Origin of the sequence: Flavobacterium hercynium (assembly GCF_002217285.1) — a bacterium.
Lineage (GTDB): Bacteria > Bacteroidota > Bacteroidia > Flavobacteriales > Flavobacteriaceae > Flavobacterium > Flavobacterium hercynium.
Genome location: NZ_MUGW01000003.1, coordinates 16,287 through 32,153 on the forward strand (window position 1 = coordinate 16,287; position 15,867 = coordinate 32,153).

14 protein-coding genes are annotated in these 15,867 nt (G+C 34.9%); 2 read left to right on the top strand and 12 right to left on the bottom strand.

Annotated elements, in window-relative coordinates; all coding sequences use genetic code 11:
• Nucleotides 1-3: 3 nt before the first annotated feature.
• Genes B0A66_RS01920 through B0A66_RS01965 form a run of 11 tightly spaced genes read right to left on the bottom strand, consistent with a single transcriptional unit; the run spans nt 4 to nt 11,575 of the window.
• Nucleotides 4-3,861 (bottom strand): hypothetical protein, encoded by a 3,858-nt coding sequence (locus tag B0A66_RS01920; RefSeq protein WP_123868192.1) that lies wholly within the window; start codon nt 3,859-3,861, stop codon nt 4-6.
• A 9-nt stretch (nt 3,862-3,870) separates the two neighbouring features.
• Nucleotides 3,871-4,278 carry a GPW/gp25 family protein gene (locus B0A66_RS01925; protein WP_089048163.1) on the bottom strand — a complete coding sequence of 136 codons (408 nt, stop codon included), beginning with the start codon at nt 4,276-4,278 and terminating at the stop codon, nt 3,871-3,873.
• A 3-nt stretch (nt 4,279-4,281) separates the two neighbouring features.
• On the bottom strand, nt 4,282-4,581 hold the full coding sequence (locus tag B0A66_RS01930) for a PAAR domain-containing protein (protein ID WP_089048164.1): 300 nt from the start codon (nt 4,579-4,581) through the stop codon (nt 4,282-4,284).
• A 17-nt stretch (nt 4,582-4,598) separates the two neighbouring features.
• Nucleotides 4,599-6,395: a type VI secretion system tip protein VgrG gene (gene vgrG, locus B0A66_RS01935; protein WP_089048165.1), complete on the bottom strand. Its 1,797-nt coding sequence runs from the start codon at nt 6,393-6,395 to the stop codon at nt 4,599-4,601.
• Nucleotides 6,396-6,401: 6 nt separating this feature from the next.
• Nucleotides 6,402-7,067: a CIS tube protein gene (locus B0A66_RS01940; protein WP_089048166.1), complete on the bottom strand. Its 666-nt coding sequence runs from the start codon at nt 7,065-7,067 to the stop codon at nt 6,402-6,404.
• 1 nt (nt 7,068) lies between these two features.
• Nucleotides 7,069-7,233, bottom strand: coding sequence for a DUF5908 family protein (locus B0A66_RS22785; protein WP_165766569.1), 165 nt, complete (start codon nt 7,231-7,233; stop codon nt 7,069-7,071).
• Nucleotides 7,234-7,252: 19 nt separating this feature from the next.
• Nucleotides 7,253-7,708: a phage tail protein gene (locus B0A66_RS01945; protein ID WP_089048167.1), complete on the bottom strand. Its 456-nt coding sequence runs from the start codon at nt 7,706-7,708 to the stop codon at nt 7,253-7,255.
• 11 nt (nt 7,709-7,719) lie between these two features.
• Nucleotides 7,720-8,175, bottom strand: a complete 456-nt coding sequence (locus B0A66_RS01950; RefSeq protein ID WP_089048168.1) for a phage tail protein — start codon at nt 8,173-8,175, stop codon at nt 7,720-7,722.
• 32 nt (nt 8,176-8,207) lie between these two features.
• The gene (locus B0A66_RS23055; RefSeq protein ID WP_089048169.1) at nt 8,208-10,148 is read right to left on the bottom strand and encodes a phage tail sheath C-terminal domain-containing protein; all 1,941 of its coding nucleotides are present in this window, start codon (nt 10,146-10,148) and stop codon (nt 8,208-8,210) included.
• An 18-nt stretch (nt 10,149-10,166) separates the two neighbouring features.
• Complete coding sequence (locus tag B0A66_RS01960; protein ID WP_089048170.1) at nt 10,167-10,997, bottom strand: hypothetical protein; 831 nt, start codon at nt 10,995-10,997, stop codon at nt 10,167-10,169.
• 8 nt (nt 10,998-11,005) lie between these two features.
• The gene (locus tag B0A66_RS01965; RefSeq protein ID WP_089048171.1) at nt 11,006-11,575 is read right to left on the bottom strand and encodes a DUF4255 domain-containing protein; all 570 of its coding nucleotides are present in this window, start codon (nt 11,573-11,575) and stop codon (nt 11,006-11,008) included.
• A gap of 336 nt (nt 11,576-11,911) precedes the next feature.
• On the opposite strand from B0A66_RS01965, the gene B0A66_RS01970 reads away from it, so the two are divergent.
• Together B0A66_RS01970 and B0A66_RS01975 are read left to right on the top strand one after the other, a co-directional pair.
• Entirely contained in the window at nt 11,912-13,858 is a 1,947-nt protein-coding gene (locus B0A66_RS01970; protein WP_165766570.1) for a glycosyl hydrolase family 18 protein, read from the top strand.
• Between the two features lie 11 nt (nt 13,859-13,869).
• Nucleotides 13,870-14,649: a polysaccharide deacetylase family protein gene (locus B0A66_RS01975; RefSeq protein WP_089048173.1), complete on the top strand. Its 780-nt coding sequence runs from the start codon at nt 13,870-13,872 to the stop codon at nt 14,647-14,649.
• Nucleotides 14,650-14,910: 261 nt separating this feature from the next.
• Here the strand turns inward: B0A66_RS01975 and B0A66_RS01980 are convergent, their stop codons facing one another.
• Nucleotides 14,911-15,780: a DMT family transporter gene (locus B0A66_RS01980; protein ID WP_089048174.1), complete on the bottom strand. Its 870-nt coding sequence runs from the start codon at nt 15,778-15,780 to the stop codon at nt 14,911-14,913.
• Between the last annotated feature and the right edge of the window lie 87 nt (nt 15,781-15,867).

Consider the following 15,867-nt stretch of genomic DNA (forward strand, 5'->3'; position numbering starts at 1 on the left):
TTTTTAAGTGTTACTATTAATAATAAAATTAAAAAGTTCGTCTTCATCGCTATAATCATCAGACGAAGGCTTCTCATTTGGCGCATCTGTTTCTAACGCATTTTCAATTAAAAGTTCTTCGCCTATTATAAAATTGGAAATTCCTAATTGCCTCGCTGTGTTGTGAATTGGCTTTTCTGATATTTTTAAAATATGATGTTCCGAGGGTACAAATACAGAAGCTGGCGAAGAGCATTCTATGAATTTGATATCATCTATCGCACTGTCTGTTATTTTAGAAATTAAAATGTTGCCTGATGTATCTTTTTGTTTGTAAAAATGAATAAGTGAGAAACCTGTAACGTATTCAATGTAAGGACGTGTTTTGATAAAAAGCAATAAATCCGACTTATAAATGCGGTTTCCTATTTTAACATCATCATTTTTATCAAACAGCCAGGGAGCAATATATTTATTAATTTCTCTGATTAATTTTCTTAAATAATTTCCCGAATCTTCTTTTGCTTTATTCGTTAAAACAACTTCGCATACTACTTTTACTCTTTCGTAAATAGGATTTCCAACTTCTATAGTGATAAAAGGAGAAATGAGTTTGTCCAGAAATGATTTTACATCAAAAAGTGTTAACAGACTTACTCTGGGAACATCTTGGAAAGGGTGATTGTTTCTGGATTCTTTGGGAATTAAAACTATATGCAAATTGGTTCCCTCTACCACTTCATAATTTTCTACTTCTGTATTAAAACATTTTACCATCATTATTTCCGGAAAATTTTCTAACACAACTTGTGCAATATCTCTATTCTGAACTGGTCTCTGTTTGTGTCGTAATCTTTCGCTTACCCGAGTATAAAACTTGTCTATACTTTCCGGAGGCGTTCCGTTTATAGAACTAAACAATTGCCACACTGCACTAACTCCTTTGATGTTTTTTTCGAATCCTTTAATCGAATAAGGCGGAATAGATACTGTATTCTTTTTATAGTTTTCGGGTAAATATTTTCTGGTGGCAACTGCGCCGTTAAAGCCAATTCCCAGCAGATTGGGTTTAATCGCAATTCCATCGATTGTTGTTGCTTTGATCCAAAATAAATCAGAATTCATTATGGTATTTCCTGATGGTATCGAAGAAGGTGCCAAGATTCTAATGATTCCCGAACCCATAAAATCATTTGTGGTATCAAAAATAATATCCTTATCTGAAAACGGAATCCAGGTGTTGTATTTTAGATAGCTCCATGTGAGTTGTGTTTTTTCTAATGTATAATGAAAACTGGAATCTTCAAATTTAAAAAGGAGATTCAGCTCTGATCTGGCTTCTACATCTTTTAACCCAATACATAAATTATCATAGTCTAAAAACTCGGGCATAAATTTCGTATGCTTTTTATACTTATTTGGATAAATATAATCGTAGCCAAATGGATAATCGTGAATTAATTGAATTTTACAATTTTCGCTATTGGCTGCTCCGTCAAGAATTTCAGAGTATTCAAGCGTATAATCAATTGCTATTGATTTTATAATAGGAATTACAGGCTGATTGGGTAAAGGCTGTTTTAAAGACTTTTTTTTAGCCTGACTCATTACTGCCTCCGGAAAAATTCTAGTAAAAACTTCCTGCCCAAAGGCATCTTTTGGAGAAGCTAATTCTAATCTTAAAGTTCCGTCTACATCAAATGGATTACCGGAGTCTAATTCTGTTAAAGAAGGTTCATTGATAAAATCAAGTTTACTGAAATCAAGTTTATCAATCACAGTAAAATCACTTAAAAAGCCATTATTTTTAACAGTAAATAATTCTTTCTGCTGGTGATTCTCTGCATTTAGATATAAGTTTTGCGTTTTTAATGATTTGATGCTAACCCTAAAAATATCATTTTTAAAAGGCTGAGGGTATTCTTTATAGTAAGTTTCAAAACCTCCATTTTCCCTTGGTAAGTTTAACCAGTTAATATTGATGGTGAAGTCTTTTGAATATCTGTTAAAAACGTTGGTGTTTTTTATATCGAGAAATGAACCTAATATTGGCTGGGGTCCAAAAATCTGAAAAGGATTTGTAGGACTTACTAAACCTATGCTGTTTTGCAGTATTAATGAGCGGAATCCTTTTACCTCACTTCTTATAGTAATACGCTTCATAATGACATCCTGCAGAAAACTGTAGGCAAAATGTTTACTGAAATTATTAAGTCCAATTCTTACGATTGGAAATTTAGAATCAAAATCCAGTTTATGAATCTCCTGACTGTAATTATCAATTGGCGCTGCAGCAGCTTTTAATTTTAAAACAATTTCAAGGGTTTGAGATCCTTCATGTGAAGGATCGAATTTTACAAAGTAATTCTTTATTTCCTCCCAGCCTTTTGTTGAAGTGCAGGTGATAATAAAAGCGGTTGAAAAAAGTTCGTAAATAATCGTTTCTAAGGTTTTCTTTCCGTCAGCATTTTGTTCACCTTTTATATCATATTTGTATTTGTTGGCATTGATAGTGTTTTGGTAAGAAATAAAATATTCTTGTAATGTCTCAAAACTTTTGCGTTCCAGTTTAATTTTTATACTTATGGTTCTTTCGCCTTCCGGTAAATATAAAAGCGGTGATGTAATAAATATTCCTATATCGGCATTATCCATTGTTCGCATATTGCCGAGTTTTCCCTGCTGATCCTCACCAAGACAAGGCCATGACGTATAACTATCTTTATTTTTTTGATAATCGGCTACTGAAAAAACTTTTGGAGAAGCCTGATACACCTGATTTTCAAATATATCCTCTATTTTTATATCGTCAGAGACCACTTGCGCAAACTGACTGACAAAAATCGTTTTTACATCTGCTATTGTTGCAGCAGATATAGAGATCGCATTATTTAGTTCATAAATTATAGGATGTTCCTCATTTGGGATATCTGTAATTAATAAGTCAGAAGGTGTAATTTTTAATTGTTTAACGCCTATTTCGGGTTCAATGATGATATTAAGATGATCCGGATGTCCTTTTTTGTGTTTTAATTCTAAGACATTTTTATAGTAATAATCTAAATGCCTGCGGTTAAAATCATTAATTTTTAACTGAGTAGATTTGTACAGGTTTAAAAAACTGATTAACAAACCAATTTGTGGCAAAAATTGCGTTTGCAATAATTCCTTCCTTTCAATGTAGGATCTGGATGTTCGGACTAAATCATTAAACTTTGCAATTACAGATTCAAATAAACTGTTTAAATACCGAATTGAACCATTTATTTTTTCTTTATTGGAAGTTTCCTGAAGTATTACTAATCCAGGATTATCTTTTTTTTTATCAGCCGATAATTCCGGAGATGGATCAGGATTTTTAAAACTGACAAATACTTCTGATGCTTTTTCACAGAAGCTTTTTAAGTCCTCTAATTCTACGCATGCTGGCTGAATACTCAATAAAACTTCTCCAATATCATTAGGCAAAGGCAAAGTATTTAGTCTGTTTTGTAATTTGGTTAATTGTGCTATTACATCAAACAAAAAACGAATAAGCTGTGTTAATTTTTCTATCCGCTCTGACAGCAAATTACTGCGGCTATCATGCTCTACTGTTTTTCTTATGGTATTAAACTGACTGCTAATATCTACAACATTTACATTGCTAATAATCAAAGTAGCGATATAAGGATCATTGTATAAAAAGTCCTCCCAAGTACCATCTATCTCGTTTGTCTGTGTATTATAATAATTAAACTGAGCTGAAATTTTATGAATATAACGAATCAATTCCGGAAGATCCCGCGAATCAATTTTGAAATAATCCGGTACTAAAGTATCAAGCATGCGTTGTGCCTGACTTATTCCCTGATTAGAAGTCATAAATATCTCGTTACTCATTTGTTAGTATTATAAATTAGTTCCCTCAAGGAGATAAAAAGGAAATACGATATTGTGTCTTGTATTGGTTATAATGATTTTGTAATTGACTTCTATATGCAAAACACCATCTAATTCGTTACGCGTTAACACTTTAGCATCGATAAAATCTACACGTGCTTCAAAATTTAAAATCGCCTTGCTAATCGTATTATTTAAACCTGTAACGAAGGACGTATCATGTCGCTCAAACATAAATTTTCTGAGATTGCATCCGTACTCGGGTCTCATTAATCTTTCACCGGGATCTGTACTCAATAAAATATGAAGGCTTTCTGCAATATCCGTTTCATCTGAGACTAATATTGCATTTTTAGTTTCTTTGCTAAACGCGGGCGGAAATTTCCATCCTGTTCCTAAAAATGATTTTAATTCCATTGCTTATCCTCCTATCAAAACGGTTGGCAGACCCAAAACAATTGAGCCTCCGTGCGCTGTTGTATCACCCATTCGTGCCGCTGGCATTCCGCAGATTAAGACTGTCGATGAACCTTTAACAATACTATCCGGCGGGCCTACACATACCAGCATATCTCCTACTCGTGCAGCAGGTAAAGAACCTATTAAAACGGTTGGCGCACCTACTATAATTGGACCTCCTACATGTGGAATTGGCGGTAATCCCGGAGTTAACATTGGACAGGTGTGCATATCTGTAATTCTTGCGGCTGGAGCTCCCATATTTTTATATTTTTAAGTTAGTTAATCATGACTATTGCGCCTTTTACGGTGGTTTGTCCGCTGGCTGATATTTCTGCCGTGGCAGCACCTTTTGCAACAAATCCTATACTGGCGTTATTGTTTATATTCAATCCTGTTGTTTTTACATCCATTTTGGCTACGAGTTCTACATTTTGTACTGCTGTTGCAGAAATTTTACCCTTTGCATTTAGCACTATGTCTTTCGAACTTTGCATCGAAATACCGCTGGCATCCATGGTAATAGAATTGGTATGCTGGTCTGTAATTTCTATTGATTTGGCATCGTCACTAAACGTGATGTAGTTTCCGCCTGGTGTTTCTAATTTCAGTATCTTTTTTTCGTCATCAAAGCTTATTTTGAGCTGACTTTTGGTAATTATGGTTTTAATGTAATTATTATTGTCTGCGGCTGTAGCAGCTGCGGCTTTTGAACTGCTGTACAAGGAACCTAATATTACGGGATAACGCGGATCATTTTCTAAAAAACCAATGACAACCTCATCGCCTACTTCCGGTAAAAAACCTGCTCCTGCTGTACTCGTAGCATGAAAATTGGCCATCCTTGCCCATATCCCATCTTGATTTTCGGCGTTGCTGGGTAAAGTCAGTAAAATGCGAAATTGAGAATCGGGATCTCCAAATATTTTTTTGACTACTGCGACCTGCAAACCATTAATCGCCGGTAATTGCCCTATTGCATTTGGGTAGGAAAAATCTTTGTTTTCGAAAGCAAACTTTTCGTCTAGTCCAAATTTTACTGTGGTTGTCCAGTTTCCACCTTCCAGAACATGGTTTACCATCGTTACGTAAGCATTTCCGTTAAAACGTTGTCCAACGCCTGCCAGCTCGATTATCGTATTGGGTTTTACACTTGCGTTTCCTATAAAACTTACTGTTCCTTTTAAGGCTGACAATCTCATTTTTAATAAACTGGCATCACCCCAAACTTGTAAATCAGCAGTAGTAAGCGGCGTATTCGATGTTAGTTTTAAAGCTTTTTGACTTAGTTTAGTTGATAATGTTGTAGCGGTTATATTTCCCTGCGTATTCAATGTTGGTTCTGCAGCTGTTGCATTTATTAACGCATGTGTTTTAATGTCCCAACTGCTAACCTGCAAAGAGGTCGGTTGCTTTTCTGCAGATAATTCAGCATCAAACGAAAGTATTGATTCCCCAAAACCAACACGCAATACGGCACTTCCACTCGTTTTTGGTTTTCCTACGATCACGGCATCATCATCTAATGCAGTTACAAAACCATTAAAATCAGCACGCGATAAAATAAAATCCCAATCTGTGGCTAATTTTTGAAACATAACCGGCACAACTGGCGTCGTACTGTCTACTGTGGCGGTCAAACCATACGTCCCAATAACACTGGTCATAATACCGCTGTCTGTTTTTTCAGAAAATTGCGCTTCGGTTCTATTGTAGCACATGGTAACCGCTTTATGTTTGCAGGTAAGTACCAAAGCTGATGCTTCACCGGCAGCAATACGTATGGAATGTTTTACGATCAGACCTTTAAAAATGGATACTTCGGCATCAGATCCGTAACCTGCTGTAACTTCGATTGTATTACCCGGTATCAAATCTGTGCTTTCACTGATAGTAAAATCTGCGGTATCTACTTCTCCGTCAAAAATGCTGATTTCGGCATACGATATTCTGTTTAGTTCATGCGTAATGTTTACATATTCTACAGGATAGGAATCTTTTATTGGCTGTCCTTCTGCTTTTATAGTTAATCGTAACGTAGGATCTGAAATATCTAATGGTGATTTTGCAGGCATTTATTCTTATTTTTTTATAGGAGGAAAATACAATTGATCCCCAGGTTTTATGGCATTTATACTGGTAAGGTTGTTTATTTTGGCTACTTCCATATAATAGGAACTGTCTCCGTAGATTTTAAAAGTCATTAAAGGCAAAGTATCTCCTGCTTTTACAGTTCGGATATGCGTTAAGTCGGGCGAACTTTTCTTGGCTTCTTTTGCTACAGTTACAAAATCAGATGTTCCAGACAACTTTAGTTCTATGCTGGCTCGAAGTGCCGTACCATCTTCTTTAAACAAATTATAAGTTACATCCAATGCTTTACAAACACAAATCATGGATAAACTTCCCCATACTATCGTTAGATAATTAGGTCTGTGGTTTAAACCATTATAAGAATAGGTAAGATCTTTGATCTTTTTTATATAATCGTCTACATCTAAAACTCCTTTGGGTAACGGAACAACACCTGTACCATCTGCAACTAATTTCAGACTCATGTCACTTCCTGTTAATGCCTGAAAAATAAGTGTCCTGTCATTTTGCCCAATTACTTTAGGAGCGCTGTACTCTGCCGTATAACTTCGGGTATAAGAACTTGGATTAAACATGGCTTCTATAGGGCTACCTACAGCAGTTGTGCATTCGGGATCCGAAAAAGCTTCAATTTTTAACTTTAGTAACGCCATCTTATCTTTCGGATTTTCTTTCTAGTTTAGCGATCACTCTTTCTGTGCATTCCTTTATAATCTGTCTTTTTAAATCGGTCAGGTTTTGATTTTCTAAACCGTTAGCAGGTTTATTGTCTTCTACAATATTGACTTTTATAACCAGTTCCCGAATTTCAATTGGCATAACCTTTAATTTTAAATAATTAAAAAATCCTTGTAAAGTAGCTGTACGACAATTCTAAAGTTTCAATAACAATAGCATTGTCCTGTGCTTTTAAGTCCGATACTTTCAGGGCAACGGGATAAGCAGCATTAAACGACCAGGAAGCAACTGGAGCTCCGGTTTCGTCGAGTAAATTTACAATCACGGTGCTCGTTACAAAATTGAAATATTCTATAGCACTTTTTGCCCACAATATCAAAGCCGAGTTGAGTACCATTCCTCTTTTCAATACCAGATTTTCGTATTTAACAGGATTGGGTAAACGATGTTCGAATCGGTTCTCACCGCCTTCTTTTATGGGATCGACACCTACTTTGGCACTAATTCCGGTTACTTCCTGAAAGCTTCCTTCATAAATACCAGTAATTCCCACAACATTTACTTTAAAAGAAAATGCTGCGGGAAAATAGGGTGGAGTTTTAGCAACGTAAGCCATTTAACTAAAAATTACTTAACGATCTTTAATCCCTCGTGTGCCAGTTCTATAGATTCAACTGCTACTTCATTTCCATCCGATTTCATATCAGAAACCGTGATTTTTACAGGAAATGCATTCGCAAGCGTCCAGCTCATCGCGACGTCGTTTTTTTCGTCAAGCAGACTTATTGTTATCGTAGCTCTTTTATACGTATTCATGGTGATAAGATTGTATTTATCCCATAAGGCTTTATCGCCCAGAAACATACCTTTCTTTAAGGTTACATTTCCAAATTTTTGTATTCCCGGCATTTTTACTGTAGAGTATACTTTACTGCTACCGCCGCGGTATTCTATCACCTGTGTCTCTGATGATAAACCTGTTACCTCCTGAAAAATTAGTTCGGCATCATCCCATTTTACCTGAAATGAAAATTTAACTAAGGGCCAGGTGGCCGCTGATTGTGTAGAACCATCGTCTGCCATAATAAATATTTTTTAATTGATTACAGTTAGTTTTAAGATTGTTGCATTTGTTGCTGGAAGGTAATAATGATAAACTCAGCCGGACGTACGATTGCCACTTTTACTGTGATTAGCATTTTTCCGTCCAGAATATCAGTTGGTGTCATCGTAGAACCCAAACCAATCTGAACATCAAATGCCTGCTCAGGAGCTGCTCCTGCTAAAGCGCCTTGTTTCCATAAATTGGTAAGGAAGTTAGACATCATACTTTTAACTGTTACCCATGTATTGGCATCATTAGGCTCAAATACATACGATCTTGAAGCTAATTTCAGCGATTGCTCAATCATGATTAGCGTTCTTCTCACATTGATGTAACGCCAGTCCTGGCTATTTCCGTCTAAGGTTCTTGCTCCCCAAACCAGTGTTCCAATACCCGGAAAACTACGAATTACGTTTATCGATTTTCCTGCAACAACATCAACATTTAAACTTTCCTGCTGTTCGCTTGAAATATTTATTGATGGTGCGTTTACCATACTAACAGAAACGTTTGCCGGAGATTTCCAAACGCCACGACTGCTGTCTACTGCTGTATAAATCCCTGCCATCGCTGCACTTGGCGGAAGCTCATTTAATTTGGCTCTGATTTCTTCAAGGATATTAACGTACGTTGGGCTGGTTGCCTTTAGTGATTGATGAAAATTAAGTTTATCATTATCAGAAGGGAAAATCACTTTTTCTGAAAGATCTTCTGTAGCCGCTGCTAAATTTTTCTCTGCCACTTTTACTTTATCAGCATCAACAGTAGCTGCACTTCTTGCCGTTTCTAAATCAGCTTTTGCTTTTTCTACTGCTTTTACTGCATCCGCTTTTGCTTTTACTAAAGCAGCATCAGCATCGGCTTTTGTTTTTTCAAGTGCTTTTATAGCATCACTTGGTTCCGAAGTTGCTGTTAAATCTGCTAAAGCTTTTTCTGCTGCTGCAACATCAGCATCAACTACAGGGTCTGCACTTTGTGCGGCCGTAACAGCTGCTTTTGCTTTGTCGATTGCTATTTTTTTGGTATTAGCTTCTGTAAATTTTGCTTCTTCTAAGGCTGTCTCTGCTGTTTCAACGTCCTGTATTGCTTTGAATACTGCAGGTGGATTTGCTTCGGCTGTCGTTTGTGCACCTTTAAAAATTTTGATAATATTTAAAGCCGCTTCTTCTCTTTTTGGTAAAACAGTCGCTAAGTCAATAGAATCATCCAGGTTTTCAAAAGTTACTTCGCCGGGTTGAACCACTCCTGATTTTAACCAAGGGTAATAAGCTGCTCCGTATTTTAAATCGTTCATCCCTATTCCTTCGCGGAACTTGGTAACGATTGGTGTTGTATCTTCAGATGGTAATTGTTTTACTAAATCAAAAAGACCAAAACGACTTTGCATTGATGCGCAATGACTTAATATTTTGGTATAGATAGAATTGTAGCAAGCTTCTCCTAAAACTATCGCATCCGGAACAACTACTAGAGTAGGTTCAAATTCTTTTTTCAGCAATTCAAAAGGATCTAATTTAGTAGTAGAGCCTAAGAAATCGTCTGCTTTAATTTCAAGTGTCGCTTTATCCCTGAAGGTATCAACTGTCAGGATATAACATGGTCCTCCGCCATTGGCATAAAACAAACGAATAGAATTGAACAAGTACAAGGTATTGTCTTTGTTTATTTCGACTACTTTATTTTTTCCGTCAAGCGAAAATGTTTCCTGCTTAATAGCCGGATTGGCATCCAGGATCTTGAATTTTGCTTTGAATCCACCACCAAAACGCTCTACATATTCTGCAAACGAGGTAACTCTGGTTGGGACATTTACTAATGATTTGCCATTCCATTCGGCTTTTTCAGTATAGCCAATAAAAACAGGAATTGCAGTTTCTACTGATACGGCAGAACTAGGAAAGGCGTTCTTCTCATCAATATAAACACCGGGTGTCATAGGATTTTTTATCATAAATTGTATGTTGTTGGTTTAGTATATAAAAATTTCTGAATAATACTTATTATCGTTTTTATTCGCTATTATCGACGATATATGCTTTGTGTCCGGAACAGGAAGCGCCTTTATCAAAATGGTATAGGCACTTTCCTCTTCTGTATAATGATCAACTAATTTAAAATATTGGTCAGGTCTTTGTTTGTGACCAATCGGCGAAAGCGAAACAAAACTTATTCCCTCGCGATTATCCGGAAGTGTAATGTTTCCGGGACCTTCAAATGCAACATCTTTTCCTATAATTGCTAATTGAGCTAGATTTTTAAAATGATCACCCACAATTATATAACGCCAATAACTTTCTATTTCTCTAAAATGTACCACATACGCTGTTTGTAAATCGTATCGCAATTGCAACTCTATAATTCCAAACGGTTTTCTTAAAAACTTTTGTCCAAACGTACTTTCATCAACAGTATCTTCATTCGATACAAACTCCTCCTTATGTAAATTTTCAATACCAAATCTTTCTTCTTTCTTTCCGAAATTATTAAAGTGATACAATCCCGAATCCCATTTTTTTGCTCCGCAATCTGTATAATTAAAAAAATACGGATCGTTTAGTGTAATTTGAAATCGTAAAACAAAATCTTCCAGAACACTGCTTCTGTCCTTCTTTTCCTGATTCTGAAAAGAGGCAAAAAGCAACTTAAAACCATTGTTGAATGCTTTAAAAACAATTCCTGACTTCAAAAAAAAAGCATTCGTATTGTGATCAGGCTGTATGGTAAAACACTCTAATTTATTATTTAAAAAATAGCGATGCTTAAATTCTACTTGTGTTAATATTTCGTATTCAGCAATCACTTTATTCTTTATTTAGTTTTATTTTGATTATCTACTTTTGATACTCCAGGTCTAAATTCTCTTACTACAGCTTCATCAAAATGCAGCATGCGAATTTTATATAAAACTGAAGGCATGTATTTAGCTCCCAATAAAGACCACAAATTGCTCAAAGCATCCATACTCATATCTACAATTTCAATACTTAACTTCTCTAATTTTGGATCCATGTTGGGCGTATTACTCTTTGTAAAAACATTTTTGCCTTGAAAATAAGCCAGTATAAACGATATAAAGCGCAATGACTCTGCATAATTATTACTACTGAAATAGGCCGAAAACAAAACATAAATATTAACCTGCAGCGGTGTATTTTGATTTCCAAAAGAATTTGTGATGGTTCTTGAGGGTAATTGCTGCAATGTTTCTTTCTCTAAATTAACAAGTGTAATTACTATTTTATTTTCTCCGGGAACGGCAACACTCCCATCTGCATTAACTAAACCGGAGACTACAATTTTCTCTTCGGAAATGCTCAATTTTAACTTAAAAAAGTCATTTAATTCTTCGGCAAGACACGTTAGAGCTTCATAAATCATAGCACTTTTTTATGTTTTTATAATCAACTACAAATCAATAGTATAGAAAAATTAATTTGAACAAACGTAGTATTTCTTTTTCAAAAAAAAAATTTTTTACCTAAAAATATATAATATTTTATTTACAAATACAAGCAAAAACGCATAAATAATTGATTTACAGTTAATTATGTAAATTCGTGTTAATTTATTATAAAAAAAATAACATTAATGTCATTTTACAATCATATTAAAGCGTATTTTTAACAAATTTTAAATATTATTCAATAACACAAAAAATATCATTTTGACTCCCTAATGCGCTTTATTCAAAAGATAATTGTTTTATTTCTGCTGATGACCTGTACAACAATTTTTGCACAGGAAAAGAATAATGCGCCCATTACGAAGAAAAAAGTAACTATTGAAATCCCCGTAGATTCAGTTAAAGTCAAAAAATCGCTGATTAAAAAAATCAAGGATGCTTTTAAGTTCAGAGCCAATTTTCGAAAAGGCGAAGAAGAACGTATTATAGCTATCATTAACCGATTAGAAAAACCAACTCCTTCAAAAGACACTACGGTAAACAATACGTACATAACCAACAATAATGTTCCCATAAGTACGATTCAGAAACAAATTGACAGCTTGTTTACTGATTTTACCACTTCTGTAGATTCTACCAAAATTTCTAATATCGATATCAATAATTTGGTAAACAAACTCCTGCCGATGGTGCAGAAAAAAATTGATTTTGAAAAAGAAGACGAAAAAAGGCAGGACAAAATAAAACAAATTCGCGATCTCTTACAACATCCGTATGGGATCATGACCACAGTAACGATCAACAAAATACCGGTTAAAAAGATACTTAGAAAGGTAGACCGAAATACTGAAGTCTACGGATTTCATCCCTATTGGATGAATAAATTCTACCTTAACTACAATTACAAAGCGCTTCATACTTTAATCTATTATGGATATGAATTAAACGGAAAAACAGGCGGTTACAAAACGCTCAATGACTGGAATAACGCAGAAATAATACCGAAAGCCAAGAAAGAAGGCTGTAAAGTGCTGCTGTGTATTTTTGATAAAGACAAAAAAAGCATCGATCATTTTCTTAAAAATAGTGATGCGCAATCGCGTCTTATTACGGATATTAAAACACTTTTAGAAGAAAAAAAAGCGGATGGTGTCAATATTTTCTTTGAGGATTTTGGAGAAACCAATCGTGCTAATTTTACAGAATTTACAAAACTGTTTTCTAAGAATTTAAAATATGGCAAAACACCTTATCAAGTTACCGTAACGCTTCCTGTAATCAACAATAACAACTATGATATTGCAGAAATTGAACCTTTTGTAGATCGATTCATTATCGATTTTACTAAAAAAAATAATTACGGACCTATTCTGCCACTTAAAGTCTCGAATTATAGTCTGGATGTTGGTATTGACGGCTACCTCAACAAAAATATACCTCCGGAAAAAGTTATTGCCTGCTTAACCTACAACGGAATTCTTTGGCAATATAAATCGAAAAAATCAGATTACAAGTTCTACAATACTATCGTAAAAGAGTATCTGACTAATCATACTCCGGTATATGATAAAAACAATGGAGCACGTATTGATATTGTAAAAAACAAAAAAGACACGCTAAGTCAGCTTTGGTATGATGATGTACAAACGATATCTGACAAATATGATTTTATTCGAAATAAAGGAATTGGCGGCATAGGAATCTGGGGACTTGGTTCTGATGACGGAAGACCGGAAATGTGGAATGCGCTGATAGACAAAACAATGTATATTAAGGTTCAGACTACCGTACTGCCACCTCCTCAAAAACCAGGAAGATGGGCTTCGTGGAAAATCAAGTTTGAAAAAGAAAAAGAAATATACAGAATACTTTTAAATACTCCTTGTAAGTTTTCAGAAAAACATACTAAAATTATGGTATCGGACGATATCGTGATCATGACTACTAAAATACTTTTTGGGATACTTGTTATAGTCGTTGCATATTCTTTGAATCAACAAAAAAAACTGGGCGATGATTGGGAAAAAAGAAAACTCTTTTATGGAATTTTAACTTTCTTAAGTTTAGTATTAACTGCTTTAGTTGCACTATGTTTATTTCTAAACCCCAAATTTTCAGCATTTGGGTTATCTGCTGACGGAAAATGTGAAACCAGTATTACTACTGTTCTGAAAATATTAGCAGTTGGTTTTATTATTGGTTTGATTGCCATGAAATTCCTGATTTTTCCTTTAATGAAACCTAAAGACATTCCTTAACACGAAAATCTATGAAGAGACTTTTTACTCCAGCACTAGTACTTTTAACGTTTTTAAATCTAATTTCCTGCGAAACAAAAAAAGAAAAACCACAACCAAAGCCTTATAAAGCAGGTGTAATTTTATCTTTTGATGATGCTTATGTGGATGAATGGTACGAAGCCGATCAGGTATTAAGAAAATATTCCTGGAAAGCGACTTTTAATGTTTGCCGAATAGATTCTATTGGTGCTCCACAACTCAAAAAACTGCATGAAATGGAACAGTACGGACATGAGATTGCAGGACATGGTTACCATCATTACAATGCTGTTAAATTTGTACAGCAAAACGGAATTGACCAATATCTTGATCAGGAAATCGATCCGATGATTGCTTCTCTTAAAAAGAAGAACTTCAAAACAACTTCATTTGCTTATCCTTACGGAGAACGTTCTGACGAACTTGACAAAGCTTTATCCAGCAAATTCAAAATAATACGCGGAAGGGCTTTTGGAGGCGAAGCACCTGAAAAACAAGACAGTTATTTTAACAACTCAAAAATCGTATTTGCTTTTGATATTGATAATAGTCACATTCATTTTAGTATTCCATACCTGCTGGAATTGCTTCATTATGCTAAAAAGAATAATAAAATTTTAATTCTGTGCAGTCACAAAACCGTGAAAGAAGTAACAGAGAATTATCAAACTAAAATAGAAACATTGGAATTTGTGTGTAAATACATGAAATTAAATGATCTTAAATTCTATAAACTTTCAGACTTAGACGATTTGCTTCCGCAGCAGTAATAGAATAATTTAAACATTCAATAATTAACACTTTACATAATTAATTTATTGTATCATGGTAACGGATTATGTCATTGTATGAAAGGACAATTCTTTGTCCTAAAAAATAGTTGCTTCTGAAAACAACATAAATAAGCATAGAAAAAATCCGTATAAATCCGCGTTTTCGCATAGCGAATCTGTCTCATCAGCGTATTAGAAAAAAGCAAAGTAACCACAATCTTGTCATTTCGCAAGGATAAGATTGCGGATAAGTAAACATTACTCTTTAATTTGTTTCTTAAAATTAATTTCAGCCAAAAACATTCCGCTTATTATTAAAAGCCCACCAACGGCGGTTCTTCCTGTAATGGTTTCATTGAGTATAAGAAACCCTGCCAGCGTAGCAAAAATGGGTTCACACAGATAGGTTAAGGCAATTTTTTCTTCGGCTATATAGCGTTGACCAATGTTTTGTACCGCATACATATAGGCAGTCGCGGGTATTCCTGCAAACAGTATGCCTGTCCAGAAGTCTGATTCAGCCGGCATCCAAACTGATGAAGTATCTGTGAGCGCTAAAACAAAACAGCCTGCTGCGCAAAAAAACATAAGAACCAATACAGCCGGAATTGGATTTTCTTCTGTAGAAAAACGTCCCACCTGAAGCACATAAAAAGCGAAACCAAAAGCTCCTGCAATAGTCCAGAGATCACCAATGTTTAAACTCAAACTGTCTTGTACCGCAATAAGATACAATCCTGCGAGTGCTGTTGCACAGGCTAACCAAACCTTAGCGGCTACTTTTTTTCTGTACACCAAAAATTTTAAAACCGGAATCAGTAATACATCAAATCCCGTAATAAATGCAGAATTCGATACTGACGTCGATTTTAGTCCTATCGTTTGCAGTATTGTTCCGGCAAGAAGCGGGACGCTAATGAGTACACCTATTTTTAGTGTTTTAAGTGTAATCTGTTTTAGATGTTTGTAAAATACGAGTACAAGGATTACACCCGCTGTGAGAAATTTATAGAACAGAAAAACATAAGGAGAGCCCTGACCTATACTAACTTTTACAAAAGTAAATGAAATGCCCCAAAAGGCTGTTCCAATAATTAAAAGGATTAAATAAAGTGTTTTGTTTTGCATATGAATAATAGTTATAATTTACATTACAGCTATTAGAGTATGCAATCAGAGGGATTACAAAAGATACAAAATACCCCCGCTACTTCT

Bases quoted from the DNA above. Each gene is read 5' to 3' on its own strand.
- B0A66_RS01940 (WP_089048166.1), bottom strand. From the start codon at position 7,067: ATGGCGTTACTAAAGTTAAAAATTGAAGCTTTTTCGGATCCCGAATGC.
- B0A66_RS01970 (WP_165766570.1), top strand. From the start codon at position 11,912: ATGACCTGTACAACAATTTTTGCACAGGAAAAGAATAATGCGCCCATT.
- B0A66_RS23055 (WP_089048169.1), bottom strand. From the start codon at position 10,148: ATGATAAAAAATCCTATGACACCCGGTGTTTATATTGATGAGAAGAAC.
- B0A66_RS01945 (WP_089048167.1), bottom strand. From the start codon at position 7,708: ATGGCTTACGTTGCTAAAACTCCACCCTATTTTCCCGCAGCATTTTCT.
- B0A66_RS01930 (WP_089048164.1), bottom strand. From the start codon at position 4,581: ATGGGAGCTCCAGCCGCAAGAATTACAGATATGCACACCTGTCCAATG.
- B0A66_RS01925 (WP_089048163.1), bottom strand. From the start codon at position 4,278: ATGGAATTAAAATCATTTTTAGGAACAGGATGGAAATTTCCGCCCGCG.
- B0A66_RS01920 (WP_123868192.1), bottom strand. From the start codon at position 3,861: ATGAGTAACGAGATATTTATGACTTCTAATCAGGGAATAAGTCAGGCA.
- B0A66_RS01975 (WP_089048173.1), top strand. From the start codon at position 13,870: ATGAAGAGACTTTTTACTCCAGCACTAGTACTTTTAACGTTTTTAAAT.
- vgrG (WP_089048165.1), bottom strand. From the start codon at position 6,395: ATGCCTGCAAAATCACCATTAGATATTTCAGATCCTACGTTACGATTA.
- B0A66_RS01950 (WP_089048168.1), bottom strand. From the start codon at position 8,175: ATGGCAGACGATGGTTCTACACAATCAGCGGCCACCTGGCCCTTAGTT.
- B0A66_RS22785 (WP_165766569.1), bottom strand. From the start codon at position 7,233: ATGCCAATTGAAATTCGGGAACTGGTTATAAAAGTCAATATTGTAGAA.
- B0A66_RS01980 (WP_089048174.1), bottom strand. From the start codon at position 15,780: ATGCAAAACAAAACACTTTATTTAATCCTTTTAATTATTGGAACAGCC.
- B0A66_RS01965 (WP_089048171.1), bottom strand. From the start codon at position 11,575: ATGATTTATGAAGCTCTAACGTGTCTTGCCGAAGAATTAAATGACTTT.